14 protein-coding genes and 1 pseudogene are annotated in these 13,939 nt (G+C 64.2%); 6 read left to right on the plus strand and 9 right to left on the minus strand.

Annotation, left to right across the window (positions count from 1 at the left end):
• Window positions 1–181 precede the first annotated feature (181 nt).
• From ACWGKN_RS11005 to ACWGKN_RS11025, 5 genes and pseudogenes are all read right to left on the minus strand, one after another.
• A complete protein-coding gene (locus ACWGKN_RS11005) occupies window positions 182–445 on the minus strand; it encodes a hypothetical protein (protein WP_452095204.1) in 264 nt (87 codons plus the stop codon).
• A gap of 150 nt (window positions 446–595) precedes the next feature.
• Window positions 596–1,390, minus strand: a complete 795-nt coding sequence (locus ACWGKN_RS11010; RefSeq protein ID WP_035225835.1) for an ABC transporter ATP-binding protein — start codon at window positions 1,388–1,390, stop codon at window positions 596–598.
• A 32-nt stretch (window positions 1,391–1,422) separates the two neighbouring features.
• Window positions 1,423–2,001, minus strand: a pseudogene (locus ACWGKN_RS11015) (ABC transporter permease); the annotation flags it as partial.
• Window positions 2,002–2,013: 12 nt separating this feature from the next.
• A complete protein-coding gene (locus ACWGKN_RS11020; RefSeq protein WP_452095205.1) occupies window positions 2,014–2,976 on the minus strand; it encodes an ABC transporter substrate-binding protein in 963 nt (320 codons plus the stop codon).
• Window positions 2,977–3,176: 200 nt separating this feature from the next.
• Window positions 3,177–3,623, minus strand: a complete 447-nt coding sequence (locus ACWGKN_RS11025) for a periplasmic heavy metal sensor (protein WP_452095206.1) — start codon at window positions 3,621–3,623, stop codon at window positions 3,177–3,179.
• A 444-nt stretch (window positions 3,624–4,067) separates the two neighbouring features.
• Here ACWGKN_RS11025 and ACWGKN_RS11030 point away from each other — a divergent pair, with 444 nt between their 5' ends.
• Window positions 4,068–4,895 carry a GGDEF domain-containing protein gene (locus ACWGKN_RS11030; RefSeq protein ID WP_452095207.1) on the plus strand — a complete coding sequence of 276 codons (828 nt, stop codon included), beginning with the start codon at window positions 4,068–4,070 and terminating at the stop codon, window positions 4,893–4,895.
• A 21-nt stretch (window positions 4,896–4,916) separates the two neighbouring features.
• On the opposite strand, the gene ACWGKN_RS11035 is transcribed toward ACWGKN_RS11030, so the two are convergent.
• Complete coding sequence (locus ACWGKN_RS11035) at window positions 4,917–5,366, minus strand: RapZ C-terminal domain-containing protein (RefSeq protein ID WP_424253518.1); 450 nt, start codon at window positions 5,364–5,366, stop codon at window positions 4,917–4,919.
• Window positions 5,367–5,484: 118 nt separating this feature from the next.
• Between ACWGKN_RS11035 and ACWGKN_RS11040 the strand changes: the two genes are divergently transcribed.
• Window positions 5,485–6,891, plus strand: coding sequence for an MATE family efflux transporter (locus ACWGKN_RS11040; protein ID WP_052159575.1), 1,407 nt, complete (start codon window positions 5,485–5,487; stop codon window positions 6,889–6,891).
• Window positions 6,892–6,902: 11 nt separating this feature from the next.
• Here the strand turns inward: ACWGKN_RS11040 and ACWGKN_RS11045 are convergent, their stop codons facing one another.
• Both ACWGKN_RS11045 and ACWGKN_RS11050 read right to left on the minus strand, forming a co-directional pair.
• A complete protein-coding gene (locus ACWGKN_RS11045) occupies window positions 6,903–8,054 on the minus strand; it encodes an MFS transporter (RefSeq protein WP_452095208.1) in 1,152 nt (383 codons plus the stop codon).
• A 184-nt stretch (window positions 8,055–8,238) separates the two neighbouring features.
• A complete protein-coding gene (locus ACWGKN_RS11050) occupies window positions 8,239–8,628 on the minus strand; it encodes a response regulator (RefSeq protein WP_035234024.1) in 390 nt (129 codons plus the stop codon).
• 180 nt (window positions 8,629–8,808) lie between these two features.
• On the opposite strand from ACWGKN_RS11050, the gene ACWGKN_RS11055 reads away from it, so the two are divergent.
• Window positions 8,809–9,609 (plus strand): spermine/spermidine synthase domain-containing protein, encoded by an 801-nt coding sequence (locus ACWGKN_RS11055; protein WP_035234026.1) that lies wholly within the window; start codon window positions 8,809–8,811, stop codon window positions 9,607–9,609.
• Between the two features lie 21 nt (window positions 9,610–9,630).
• On the opposite strand, the gene ACWGKN_RS11060 is transcribed toward ACWGKN_RS11055, so the two are convergent.
• Window positions 9,631–10,638, minus strand: a complete 1,008-nt coding sequence (locus ACWGKN_RS11060; RefSeq protein WP_035234029.1) for a serine/threonine protein kinase — start codon at window positions 10,636–10,638, stop codon at window positions 9,631–9,633.
• A gap of 146 nt (window positions 10,639–10,784) precedes the next feature.
• Between ACWGKN_RS11060 and ACWGKN_RS11065 the strand changes: the two genes are divergently transcribed.
• The 3 genes from ACWGKN_RS11065 to ACWGKN_RS11075 all read left to right on the plus strand — a co-directional run bounded on the left by ACWGKN_RS11065 (window position 10,785) and on the right by ACWGKN_RS11075 (window position 13,909).
• The gene (locus ACWGKN_RS11065) at window positions 10,785–11,573 is read left to right on the plus strand and encodes a hypothetical protein (protein WP_052160344.1); all 789 of its coding nucleotides are present in this window, start codon (window positions 10,785–10,787) and stop codon (window positions 11,571–11,573) included.
• On the plus strand, window positions 11,554–12,201 hold the full coding sequence (locus tag ACWGKN_RS11070) for an RluA family pseudouridine synthase (RefSeq protein ID WP_035234031.1): 648 nt from the start codon (window positions 11,554–11,556) through the stop codon (window positions 12,199–12,201). Before ACWGKN_RS11065 ends, ACWGKN_RS11070 begins: the two co-directional genes overlap by 20 nt.
• Window positions 12,202–12,274: 73 nt before the next feature.
• The gene (locus ACWGKN_RS11075; protein ID WP_452095209.1) at window positions 12,275–13,909 is read left to right on the plus strand and encodes an ABC-F family ATP-binding cassette domain-containing protein; all 1,635 of its coding nucleotides are present in this window, start codon (window positions 12,275–12,277) and stop codon (window positions 13,907–13,909) included.
• Window positions 13,910–13,939: the final 30 nt, after the last annotated feature.

Here is a 13,939-nt window from a genome sequence, read left to right on the forward strand (position 1 = left end):
ACGAAAATGCCTAACTTATTCTCGGGTATCCGACAGCAGGTATCTATCGTGGTATCCATCAAAAGGGGTTACTTTCCGGCATTGTCAGCGGCGTCAATCAGCGACGTGCTGCCGGCACTCCGCCCGGTGGTTGTCCATCCCGGCCGGCAGATACGGCCGGGATGGACATTTCGGCGCGGTATCAGCTCAGGCCCCAGATGCCGTAATTGGGACCGAACAGTTCCCAGTTGCTGGTGTTGCGGTCCATGAACCAGGCCATGAACTGCAGGTCGGTTCGGACACCATGGAAAGGAAAACAGAGATAGAAACGGGCATTGCCGTGCCGGTCCGGCTTGCGGCTGAGCCGCATGTCGGGGTATTGGGTCCGGGCCTCGTCGAGGAGAACAATCGCCGTGTCGAGGTCCGCCAGCGGCACCGTCAGGTTGAAATTATATTCCTCTTTCATTACGCCCTCCTCGGTAAAAAGAAAGACAATTTCGGCAACCGGCCCTGCCGTTGTTCCTCCCCCGGCACCGGCACCTGCGCCGGTCGCCATCCTGCCGGATACGGCCTGTCACCGGCGGCGCGGCAGGCCGGAGACGTCAGGACGGGGGAATCAGCCGAGCAGCAGCGAGTCGAGGGCCAGTTCCTCCCCCTGGGACCGGTAGAACTGGGCCAGGAGATCGCTGACGGTCAGGTCCTGCTTGGCCTTGCCGCTGAGATCGAGGATGATCCGGCCCTGGTGGAGCATGATCAGGCGGTTGCCGAAGGCGATGGCATGTTTCATGTTGTGGGTGATCATCAGGGTGGTGAGCCCCTGCTGCGCGATGATATCCCGGGTCAACTGGAGGATCTGGCTGGCGGTCTTCGGATCGAGGGCGGCGATATGCTCGTCGAGCAGCAGGACCTCCGGCCGGACCATCGTCGCCATCAGCATGGTCAGGGCCTGCCGCTGCCCGCCGGACAGCAGGCCGACCTTGTCGAGCAGGCGATGCTCGAGCCCCAGCCCGAGCTGTTCGAGTTGGCGGCGGAACAGTGCCCGATCGGCAGGCTTCACCCCCCTGGCCAGGCCCCGTGTCCGGCCGCGGCGAATGGCCAGGGCCATGTTCTGCTCGATGGTGGCCGAGGGACAGGTGCCGAGCAGCGGGTCCTGGAAGACCCGGGCGATCAAACTGGCCCTCCTGTATTCCGGCCAGCGGGTAACGTCCTCGCCGGCGATCGCGATCGAGCCGGAATCAGGGAAGAAACCACCGGCGATGCAGTTCAACAGTGTCGACTTGCCGGCCCCGTTCGAACCGATGACCGTCACGAACTCGCCTTCGGCCACCCGCAGGCTGAGATCGTTGAGGGCGAAGACCTCGTTGACGCTGCCCCGATGAAAATATTTGATGATGCGTTCCAGCCGGATCACCGTTGTATCAGCCTCTTCTTGAGATTGGGGGTGATCAGGGCGTTGGAGAGGCCGACCCCGAGGATGATGATGGTGTGGGTATTGACGCCGAGGCTGGTGATCATCTGCGGGTTGTCGCCGGTGGCCAGGATCGCCTGGCCGAGCTCGGTGCCGAGGAACCAGATCATCAGCCCGACCACCAGGATCGCGAAGGCGCCGAAGATCATCAGGCCGGCGAAGTGGGGCGGGACGCCGAAGCCGGACACCGCATCGAAGACCGTCGCCGAGCCGAGCAGGGCGACATTGGGACCGGCCATGATGCGGATGTTGATCGAATAGAGGGCGATCATCGTCAGGATCGAGGCCAGCAGGTGGAGAATCCGGAACTTGGTGTTCAACACCGCCGTCACCATCCCGGCAACGAAGCCCCCGGCCAGGGCGAGGAGCAGGGACAGAAACGGATTGATCCCGTGGGTGATGGCCACCGCCGAGATCGAGGCCCCGAGCGGCAGACTGCCGTCCACCGTCAGGTCGGGGAAATCGAGGATGCGGAAGGTCAGGTAGACCCCGATAACCATGATGCCATAGACGAATCCCTGCTCTATGGCCCCGAGCGCCGCGTACAGTGTCATCGGCCCGATCCGTTAGCGATGAACCTTGGTCGCCTTCCGCAGCAGTTCGGCCGGCGGTTCGATCCCCATCAGCCTGGCATACTTGAGGTTGATGTCAAGCTGCAGGTCTTTCTGGAACTCCACCGGGATATCGGCCGGTTTCTCGCCCTTGAGGATCCGCTCGGCCATCGCCCCGGTCTGGTAGCCGTGGCGGTAGTAATCGAACCCCATCGCCGCCACCGCCCCGCGGGCAACCGAATCGACGTCGGCGGCAAACACCGGCAGTTTGTTCTCGACCCCGACCTTGAGCACCGACTCAAGCGCCGAGACGATGGTGTTGTCGGTCGGGATGAAGATCGCATCGGCCCGGCCGACCAGGCTCCGGGCGGCGGCAAAGACGTCGGCGGTCCTGGCGACGGTGGCCTCTACCACCGTAAAGCCCATCCTGCCGCTCAACTCCCCGATCCCGGCGACCACGGTCTTCGAGTTGGCCTCGCCGGCGTTGTAGAGCAGACCGAGACGCTTGATATCGGGCTTGAAGGTCAGCACCATCTTCATGTGCTCTTCGAGCGGCAGCAGGTCGGAGACGCCGGTGATATCGCCGCCCGGGTGCTGCAGGTCCTTGACCAGCCCGGCCGAGACCGGATCGGTGACGGCGGTGAACAGGAAGGGCCGCTTCATGTCGGCCGGGGCCTTGGCCAGGGCCTGGGCGCAGGCCTGAGCGCTGGGGGTGGCGATCGCCACCAGCAGATCGGCCTTCTCGCCCACCATCTGCTGGGCGATCTGGGTCGCGGTGCCCATGTTGGCCTGGGCGTTGTGGACGCGATAGTCGACCGCCACGCCCTTATCCTTCAGGTAGTCCTGGAGGCCTTTGAGCACCGCATCGAGGGCGGGATGCTCGACAAACTGGTTGACCGAGACCACCGCGGGCTGCGCCGCAACGCCCTGAACCATTGCCAGCACCAGCAACAGGGCGGCAATTCCTGATCTCCCCATGTCTTCCTCCGCGCAAAGTGAACCACTCCCTTACTCTCCGCTTCCTTACCGATCCAGTCGTACGGATGCGGGCCGTCTGTTCCACAAGACATCTAGCCCACTTTTCCCTTTTGGTCAACGAGGCGCAAATAAAAAACCCCCCAGACAGCAGGGCTGCCTGGGGGGTTCCGGGGTGGGGAGGAGGTGCCCCGAAATTGAAGTTACATCCTGCCGCCCATCATGCCGCGACCGCCATGGGGGCCCATGCCCATGCCCCCGCCCATGCCCATGCCCATGCCGCATCCACCGGCACCGATATACTGGGAAACCCCGGCGGCCTTGGCCTTGTCCTGGATGGTCGCCTGGAGGTCGAACAGCTCACCGCTGAGTTTCGAGGCGGCGGCCGGGTCGGCATTCTGGCTGGTCATCAGGGCCCGCATCGCCGCATGCTTCATGACGATCTGCTTGCGCAGGTCCTGGGTGTCACGATAGAAGCCGTCGATCTTGGTCCGGGTGGCCTCGTCGAGCTGCTGGTACTGGGCAATTCCCTGCGGGCAGCCCATGCCGGCCCCCGGACCCATGCCCATTCCCATGCCGCCCCGGGCCGAAGCGATACCGACGGTGGCCAGACTTAAGACGAGAACGACTGCTGCGATTTTCTTTTTCATGGTGTTTCTCCTTGTTCGATTGGTGATGAAGACCCGAAACCGAATTCTCCGGGTTTCTTCGCGTCGTGCTGAAGGTTGACGGCGACTGTCGCCATCACTCCAATTGCCTTGTGCCATAGTTGTAGCAACAACAATGCCAATGGTGATATATTTATGTATATATCTGTAATTTCAGTATTTAAAAGTTGTACCGCCCGGCCACATCCTCCACCAGCTGAAAAAATGTGGGTAAAAAATATCCACTTCCCGGAACAGGGTGGCACCCTTTTTCCTACCTCCCGACCGCCTGATCGCTGCACCGACCGCAAGGGGTAAAGCGCTTGTCTATTTGGATCGGGATTGCTATCATTTCAACGGTTGCGGATATCATGCCGATCTCTTCAGCCCGTCTGTCTGACGATGGCGGACGCAGAATCCGGCCCCACCGACGCCCCAGGAACCCTCATGGCACAAACGATCGAGACGCAGATCAAGGAATTCTGTACGGCGGCAGGCCAACCCTTCAGCTACGATATCTTCCGCAATGTCTATATCTGGTTCGGCATCCTCTGGGGTCTGCCCATCCCCCTGGTGACGACCAGCATGCACTACGCCTTCCTCGCCTCCCACAACATCCCTTCGCCGCTGACCACGGTCCTGACGACGCCCATCCAGTGGTTCTTCATGATCCATCCGCTGCTGTTCGGCACCCTGTTCGGGATCCTGGGCTGCGTCAGAAGGGAAAAGGAGCGCCAGGTAACGGCCCTGATCGATGAGCTGCAGGAACTGTCGACCCACGATCCCCTGACCGGCCTCAGCAACCGCCGCAACTTCACCCGGATCTTTGCCGACGAGCTGGCCCGCATCAGCAGGAGGAATGCCGACCTGTCGCTGATCTTCGCCGATCTCGATCACTTCAAGTTCATCAACGATACCCGCGGCCATCAGGTCGGCGATCAGGTGCTGAAGGCCACCGCCACCCACCTGCGGGCCTGCTGCCGCCCCTATGATACCCCGGCCCGGTGGGGCGGGGAGGAATTCGTCATCCTGTTGCCCGATACCGACGAACAGGCCGCCACGCTCTTTGCCGAACGCATCCGCACCAGCCTCCAGGCCGGCCTCAGTCCAGCGATCTCCTTTCCCATCACCATCTCGATCGGAGTCGCCCAGCATCTTGACGGCGAATCCCTGGATGGCCTGATCGAACGGGCTGACCGGGCCCTGTACCACGCCAAGCAGCAGGGCCGGAACCGGGTGCTGCGCTGGCGGTCGATTCCCCCGGCCTCCCGCTGAGGAGCGACGCCCCGGCGGCGGTTACCACCCCGGAGCCGGCTCAGCGGCCGCCGTCCCGGGGCAGTCGCGGTGGCGGACCACCAGGTCGACCGGCAGGTCGAGCAATCCCTGCCCCAGGGCCTCGACCACCGCCACCGACCGGTGCTGACCGCCGGTGCAGCCGATCGCCAGCCACATCTCCGGCCTGCCGGCGGCAAGGTTCTGCTCCACGAGAAAGGCCAGGAAGGGCCGGGCCAGATGAAGAAAGCGGCGGCCGGCGGGATTATCGAGGACATAGGCGGCAACCCGGGGATCAAGGCCGGTCAGATCCCGCATCTCCTCGACCCAATAGGGGTTGGGGAGAAAACGGACGTCCCACAGATGGCTCGCCGTAAGCGGCGGACCGTATTTGAATCCGAACGAGGAAAGGGTAAATTGCAGCCGGTCATCCATCGCCACCTCACCTCCATTGTCGCGGCTTGCCGCTCCCACGCCGTCGCCGACCGATGGCGCAAATACGTGCTACCAAATTGTCCGGTCTTCGGGTAAGAGGACATTCCGAACCTCCACCCAGCCCGACCGCAACTCCTGCCGAGACCATACCGCCCGCATGCTCCAACTGATCAGCCATTGGCGCCGTCGCAGCCGCTACCATGACGTCATCCGGGTCTGCCTGCCGCTGGTGGCGAGCATGTCGGCGACCACGGTAATGGAATTCACCGACCGCGCCTTTCTCGCCAACTACAACCTCGAGGCGATCTCCGCCGCCGCGCCGGCCGGCATCACCGCCTTCCTGTTCATGGCCTTCTTCGGCGGGGTCGGCAGCTACGCCGGGGTGTTCATCGCCCAGTACAGCGGCAGCGGCGCCCATCGCCAGATCGGCCGGGTGCTGTGGCAGGGGATCTATTTCACCCTGTTCTCCGGCCTGATCTTCTGGCTCCTTTCCCTGGTCGCCGGCGGGCCGCTGTTCCGCCTCGCCGGCCACAGCCCGGAGGTCCAGGCCCTGGAGCGGATCTATTTCGATATCCTCTGCCGCGGCGCCGTCCTCCATGTCGCCGTCGCCACGCTGTCGACCTTCTTCGCCGGCCGGGGGATGACCCGGCCGGTGATGCTCAGCACCCTGCTCGGCATGATCGTCAACATCCCGCTCGACTACGCCCTGATCTTCGGCCGCTGGGGTCTGCCGGAGATGGGGATCGCCGGAGCGGCGGTCGCCACGGTCTGCGCCTGGGCGGTCAGTTTCCTGCTGCTGAGCCTTTTGATCTTCACCCGCGATCACGACCGCCGTTTCGCCGTTCTCAGCCACCGCGCCTTCAGCGCCGAGATCTTCCTCCGCCTGATGCGCTACGGCGTCCCCGGTTCGCTGCAGTTCAGCATCGACATATTCGCCTTCACCATGTTCATCCTCCTGGTCGGCCGGATCGGCACCATCGAGCTGGCGGCGACCAACATCGTCCTGTCGATCAACGCCCTGGCCTTCATGCCGTCGATGGGCGTCTCCCAGGGCGTCAGCGTCCTCGTCGGCCAGGCCCTGGGCGCCAGGCAGCCGCAGCAGGCCCGGGCGGCGGTGTGGAGCGGCATCCATCTGCTGCTGGTCTATATCGCCATCGTCGACCTGCTGTTCATCCTCTTTCCCCAGGCCATCCTCGCCCCCTTCCTCGCCGCGGCCCGCAATCCCGCCGCCGCCGGGGCGGTGCTCGCCATGGCGGTGCCCATTCTCCGCATCGTCTCCGCCTATCTCTTCTTCGACGCCCTGTACATGGTGTTCAGCGGGGTACTCAAGGGGGCCGGCGACACCCGCTTCATCATGGTCAGCATCGGCCTCGCCTCGGTGCTCTGCCTGATCCTGCCGGTGGCGGTGGGAATCGCGGCGTTCGGCATGGGCATCATCGGCGCCTGGCTGTGCGTCCTGCTCTTCGTCTTCGTCCTCTTCCTGCTGGCGGCCGGCCGCTATCGCCACGGCCGGTGGCAGCGGATGCTGGTGATCGAGGCATCGGCGCGCAGGGAGCCATCCTGACCCCCGGCCGTTCAGGCCAGGTTGCTGACCGCACGGCTGAGCCGCTGCACGAACAGCAGGGCCAGGACCAGGACACAGAGCAGCGAGGCGAGAAAGACCTGCCAGCCGAACCGCTCGAAAAAGTAGCCCGGCAGAAACGACCCGATCGTCCCGCCCAGGTAGTAGAAGGAGATATAGACGCCGTTGGCGATGGCCTTGTTGTCCCGCGCCAGTTTGTTGACGAAGCCGGAAAGCAGCGAATGGGCAAGGAAGGAGCCGGTGCAGAAGACGAACATGGCGAGGAACATCACGCTGTAGCTCTCAATCATGAAGATCATCGTGCCGATGAAAAAGATGACGATGCCGGCGCTGATGGCGGTGGTCTCGCTGCCGAACAGGCGGATGATCCTGCGGCTGTTGAAGGAGACGAAGACGCCCATGGAGTAGCCGAGATAGAGCAGGCCGACCCCGGCCTCGCCGAACAGGGTCCCGACCTTGCGCAGTTCGAAGGGGAGGATGTTCATCAGGGCGGAAAAGACGAAGAACAGGCAGAAGATGGCGAGATAGAGCCACAGGAACTCGCCCTGCCTGAGCAGGCCGGTAATCTCGGCCAACCGGGGGCGGGCGTAGGTCATCTTGACATCGCGCTCGAGGCAGGACAGGAGATAGCTGGCGACCAGCAGCAGCAGGCCGAGAACGAAGAAGAAGACCCGCCAGCCGAACAGCTCGGTTAACAGGCCGGAGAAAAAACGGCCGAGGAAACCGCCCATGATGGTCGCCCCGACATACATGGCGATGGAGTGCTGCACCTCCTCCCGGGCCGAGGAATAGGAGATATAGCTCATCAGCGAGGTGAGGATGGCCGGGATGATCAGGCCCTGGACCGCCCGCAGGAACAGGAGGGTGAAGTAGTCGTTGGTTGCGGCGAACAGAAATTCCAGGATGCCGAGCAGGGCCAGGGCCCAGCGCACCAGCAGCTTGGCCGAAAAGGCCTCGAGGAGATAGCCGTAAAACAGCGGGGCGCAGCCCAGCGGGGCCATCATCAGGGTGGTGAACAGGATCGCCTGGAGGCTGCTGAGCTGGAATTCCCTCTGGAACACCGGTTGAATGGGCTGGGCGGCGTAGAGAGAACAGATCGTGACGATGGTGGCGAAATATATCAGGCGGATCGGTGTAACGGACAAGAGCGTTCTCCCCCGGGTTGGAAAATGGAATCGCACAACGGAGGCTCACCATACCAGACTTTTGCCGAATTGCCACCCATGCTCACGCCTGAAGCACCCGCCCCGGGGAAGGTTCAGCGTCGTTGCCGGCAGGGGCGACAACCGGCTCTGGTGAGGAAATCGCCGGCCGATTGCCGGCGGGAGATCAGAGGACAGCCTCGATGGCTGCCTTGAGGGACGCCAGATCGAACGGTTTTTCGATATGACCGCAGAACCCATACCTGCTGAAGTTGACCATGCCGGGATCGTTGGAATAGCCGCTGGAGACCAGGACCCTGGCCTGCGGATCAAGGGCGAGGAGTTCGAGCACGGCCTCCTTGCCGCCCATACCCTTCGGGATCGTCAAGTCCATGATGACCGCGGCGAAAGGGTCGCCCGCTTCAAGATGCTGCCTGTAGAGCGAGATCGCCTCCTCCCCGTCGAGCACATGCCGGGCCTCGTAGCCAAGAAAGGTGAGCATCTGACAGGCAATCTCGCCGATCATCTCCTCGTCATCCATGATCAGGATCTTCTTTTTTCGTGCTGCTGAAGCCACTCAAACCTCCTCGTTGATCTCAACCGCCCCCGGCCCCATCTCATTTGAAATGATGCCAGAATGGATCTGTCGCCGTCAAGCCAATTGCCCTGAAAAATCGCTGTTTTTTTGACAGGATAGTCAATTCGGGTATAATGGCGGAAGCACGATCCACTTTCAATTTTCAGGAGAATCCGTCCCATGGACACGATAAGCGGCGAACTCCTCCACCGGGAAGAATGGAATGGCGATCTGGTCGAAATCGTCGTCAACGACGGCCTCCGTTCCCTGTTCTTCGCCTCCCGCTTCCTCCAGAGCAGCATGTCCCCCGATCACCCGGAACGGCTGGAGTTGTCCTATACCCGGTACATGCTGCTCGGCCTGCCTGCCCTGGATTCGATCGAACGCATCCTGATCGTCGGCATCGGCGCCGGATCACTGGTCCGCTATTGCCACCATCATTTCCCGGAGAGCATCATCGATGCGGTCGACAATTCCCCCCTCGTCATCGCCCTCGCCCGCCGTTATTTCCTGCTGCCGGAAAATGATCGCGTCCGTATCCACTGCGAGGATGGTCTCGCCTTCCTCGCAGCGACCGCCGCCGACCGGCGCTACGACCTGATTCTGGTGGATGCCTTCGATCACCGGGGCATGGCGGCAAACATCTATTCAACCCCCTTTTTCATGCAGTGCGCGACAGTGCTGGCGGACGAGGGCATGCTGAGCTGCAACCTCTTCAGCGGCGACGCCGGCCGGCTCGACGCGATCAGGGAAAGCATCGCCTCCTGCCTCGACGGCCAGATCTTCGTGCCGGTGCCGGATCGCGGCAATGCCGTCATCCTCGCCTTCCGGCATCCGGTGCCGTGGGGCCGCTTCGATCGCAGCAGGGAGGAGTGGCTGGCAGTGGAGGAGCGGTTCAACCTGGAATTCCGCGCGATGCTCAAGGTAGTGAGGAGGCAGAGCCGCAGTCTGCTGCAGCGCCTGTTCCCGATCTTCTCCTGAGCCGTGCGGGTCGACTCCGGCTCAGAGCAGGTTGCCCCCTGCGGACGGGACGCGCCGGATCTCTTCCAACTGGTCCTGCAGGTCCTTGATCTCCCGCTGCCAGTACTCCGCCGAGCCGAAGTCATCGATGGCCCGGGTGTCGCCGTCGTCGCAGACCTGGTGCGCGCACCAGGCCATGTAATGGATGTAGCGCATGGCCCGCAGCGGTTCGATGAGCCTGAGGCTGCGGCGGTCGAAGGGACGGAAGGTCTCGTACCCTTCAAGGAAGAGGTCGACCTCGGCCATGGAATCCATCAGCCGGCCGGGCAACAGCATCCACAGGTCCTGGACCGGCGGGCCCATCGCCATGTCGTCGAAATCGATCAGGTACAGCGGTTCCCCGGGCCGTTGCAGCAGATTGGCGAAGTGGCAGTCGCCGTGGATCCGGATCCGCTCGCTGCCGACGAAGATCGGGCGGATCTCGTCGAGAATCGCCGCGCAGACCTCCTGCAGACGTCCCTTCAGCTCGCCGGGCACGATATCGCCGTCGAGCAGGGTGCGGAGATGGCGGGCGGTGGAGTGATCAGGGGCCATGACCAGCCGGTGGCGGGCGCTCCGCACCGCCCCGACGCTGTGAATGCGCCCGAGCAGACGGCCGATTTCGAGCCACTGGTCGTCGTTGTATTCGTCGTGGCTTCGCCCGCCGCGTTTGGGGAAGATGGCATAGCGCAGCCCTTTGGCGGTGCCCAGCGTCGCCCCCGATTTGAGTTTCAACGGCGGGACCACCGGGATTTCGCGCTCGACAAGTTCCAGTACGAAGGCATGCTCGTCGAGCAACGCCTTGTCGGTCCACCGTCCGGGACGGTAGAATTTGATGATCAGGCCGCCGCCCCGGCGCCGCTCGAGCTCATAGACCTTGTTGATATAACTGGTCATCGGCCGGAAAAGGTTGGTCAGTCGCAGACCAAGCTCTTCTTCTGCCAGGCCGAGCACCAGTTCAGGTTCCAGCTGGTGAAACAGGTGCGATTTCTTTCTGGTCGATGTGTTCATGGATCGGGGATATCCTCGCCTCTTGCCGGTTGGGTGCGGTCACGTCGTTCTTCCTTCTTTGTAGCCGATCGGGTAAAAAACTGCTCATGATTATCCGTCATCCAGACTGCACCGGCGAAAATGACCCGCCCGGACAGGGAACAAATTTGCCCCGGGACACCTGCCGACCCGACGCCCGGCCGGTGGCCTGCCGCGGTTTCTGCCGGGCCTGCGGTCGGGACCATCAGCTCCATGAAAACGGCGCCCGCCGCCACGGTCTCGAGCTGATGGAGCTCCTCCGCACCCGCCGCTCCCTCGATCTCGGCGCCGCCGCCACGGACTCCGCCCCCCGCCTCTCCACCGACTGGCTCTACGGCGAGGCCCGGGGCAAGATGTTCGGCGTCCTGGAATGCCTGGCCCCGGACGGCTCGACCCGGATCCTGCGAGCCTTTTCCGGCCAGTACAACGGCCTGTGGGAGATCGACGGCTGGGCCCCGCCGCTGTTCGACAGCCGGCAATTAGCGGCGATCACCGCCGCCACCGAGGCGGAAATCAAGGAGTTGGGGGCGGCGCTGGCGTACGCCGGCGATCCGGAGGACCGGAGGACGCTGCGGCGTCGCCGCCGCCAGCTGTCGCAGGACCTGATGCGGCGGATCCATGGCCTCTATCGCCTGACCAACTTCCACGGCCGCGAGGCCTCGCTCTTTGCCGCCGCAACGAACGGCAGCGGTATTCCCACCGGTACCGGCGACTGCTGCGCCCCGAAGCTGCTCAACCTCGCCGCCCGCTCCAACCTGGTGCCACTCGGCCTGGCCGAATTCTTCTGGGGCCGGAGCAACCGTTCCGGGACCAGGGAGGAGGGCCGGTTCTACCCCTCCTGCGCCGAAAAATGCGCAGCGATCCTCGGCTTCATGCTCTGCGGCGTGGAGGGCAGCCATGCCGGCCCCGCTGCCTGACCCCGTCGTCATTTATCGGGATGCGGCGCTGCTGGTGGTCGACAAGCCCGCCGGGCTGCTCGCCGTCCCCGGCCGCGGTCCCGACAAGCAGGACTGCGTGGTGGCCCGGCTCCGGCGGCTGGTGCCGGCGATGATCGCCCAGCCGGCGGTGCATCGGCTCGACATGGCCACCTCCGGCCTGATGCTCCTCGCCGTCACCGCCGAGGCCCACCGTCGCCTCAGCCGGCAGTTCGAGGCCCGCCAGGTAGAAAAACGCTACACCGCCCTGCTCGACGGCATCGTCGCGGAGCGGGAAGGCGGGATCCGCCTGCCCTTCCGGCTCGACCCCGACAACCGCCCCTGTCAGATCCATGACCCGGTCCGCGGCAAGCTGGGCATCACCTCCTGGCGCCGCCTCGCCATCGAGGGCAACCGGACCCGGATCGAATTCACCCCGTTGACCGGCCGCACCCACCAGCTCCGGGTCCATGCCGCCCACCGGCTCGGCCTCGGCATCCCCATCGTCGGCGACCGGCTCTATGGCCACGGCGGCGAGGGGGAGCGAATGATGCTCCACGCCTCCTTCCTCGCCCTCGCCCATCCCGCAAGCGGCGCCGCGCTGGCCTTCGCATCGCCGGCGCCGTTCTGAAGACCTGCCACATCGGGCTTGCGCCGCCTCCGCCGATGGAGTATATTACTTCTTTTTTCGCCGCAACCACGCCATGATCCACCTCACCAACATCAGCAAACAGCACGGGACCCGGGTCCTGTTCCGGGACGCCAGCCTCCAGATCCTGCCGGGCTGCCGCACCGGCCTGGTCGGCCCCAACGGCGCCGGCAAGACCACCATCTTCCGCCTGATCGTAGGCGAGGAGGAGGCCGACCGCGGCGAAATCAGCTGCGCCAAGAAGACCGTGATCGGTTATTTTTCCCAGGATGTCGGTGAGATGGCCTGCAGTTCGGTGTTGGCCGAAGTCATGTCGGCCGCCGGCGAGATCGTCGCGATGGGTCAACAGATGCGGGCGATGGAGGCGCAAATGGCCGAGCCGTTGAGCGACGACGAGATGGCCGAGCTGCTCGAACGCTACGGCGACATCGTCGAGGTCTTCGAACACCGCGGCGGCTACGATCTCGACGCCCGGGCCAAGGCGGTGCTGTCCGGCCTCGGTTTCGCCCCGGAGGATTTCGACCGGCCGGTGGAGCACTTCTCCGGCGGCTGGAAGATGCGGATCGCCCTGGCCAGGATCCTGACGATCAACCCCGACGTCCTGCTGCTCGACGAGCCGACCAACCACCTCGACCTCGAGTCGATCGTCTGGCTCGAGGAATGGCTGGCAAGCGACTTCAACGGCGCCCTGCTGATGACCTGCCACGACCGCGACTTCATGAACCGCATCGTCACCCGGATCATCGAGGTCGCCAACCGCGGGATCACCACCTACAGCGGCAACTACGATTTCTATCTGCAGGAGCGGGAGATCCGCCGCGACCAGCTGCTGGCCAGCTACCGGCGGCAGCAGGAGATGCTGGCCAAGGAGGAGGAGTTCATCGCCCGCTTCGCCGCCCGCGCCTCCCATGCCGCTCAGGTCCAGTCGCGGGTCAAGAAGCTGGAGAAGATCGAGCGGATCGAGGTGCCGCCGGAACAACGGAGCATCCGCTTCGCGTTCCCGACCCCGCCCCGCAGCGGCGACGACGTATTGCACCTGCACGAGCTCGGCAAGGCCTGGCGGCTGCCCGACGGCGGCGAGAGACCGGTGTTCAGCGGCCTGACCGGCACGATCCGGCGGCAGCAGAAGATCGCCGTGGTCGGGGTCAACGGCGCCGGCAAGTCGACCCTGCTCAAGATCATCAGCGGCAGCACCGAGCCGACCGGCGGCAGCCTGAGCCTCGGCGCGAATGTCACCTGCGGCTATTTCAGCCAGCACGCGATGGACGGCCTCCAGCCCCGGCAGACGGTATTCGAGGCGATCCAGGAAGCGGCGCCGCTCGAGAACATCGGCGTGCTGCGCAACCTCTGCGCCGCCTTCCTGTTCCGCGGCGACGCCATCGACAAGCGGGTCGGCCGGCTGTCCGGCGGCGAGAAGAGCCGGGTGGCCCTGGCCCGCCTGCTGATCCAGCCGCTCAACCTGCTGGTCCTCGACGAGCCGACCAACCACCTCGACATCCAGTCGCGCGAGGTCCTGCTCGAGGCCCTGCGCAAGTACGACGGCACGGTGATCCTGGTCAGCCACGACCGCCACTTCCTCCGCCATCTGGTCGACCGGGTGTTCGAGATCGACCATGGCGCACTGCGGATCTACGACGGCCACTACGACGATTACCAGCGCACGTCCCGGCAGACCGCAGCCACCCATTGAGACCGGCCGGCGGCCGGTAAAACCCCACTC

It is taken from the genome of Desulfoprunum sp. (genome assembly GCF_053613775.1).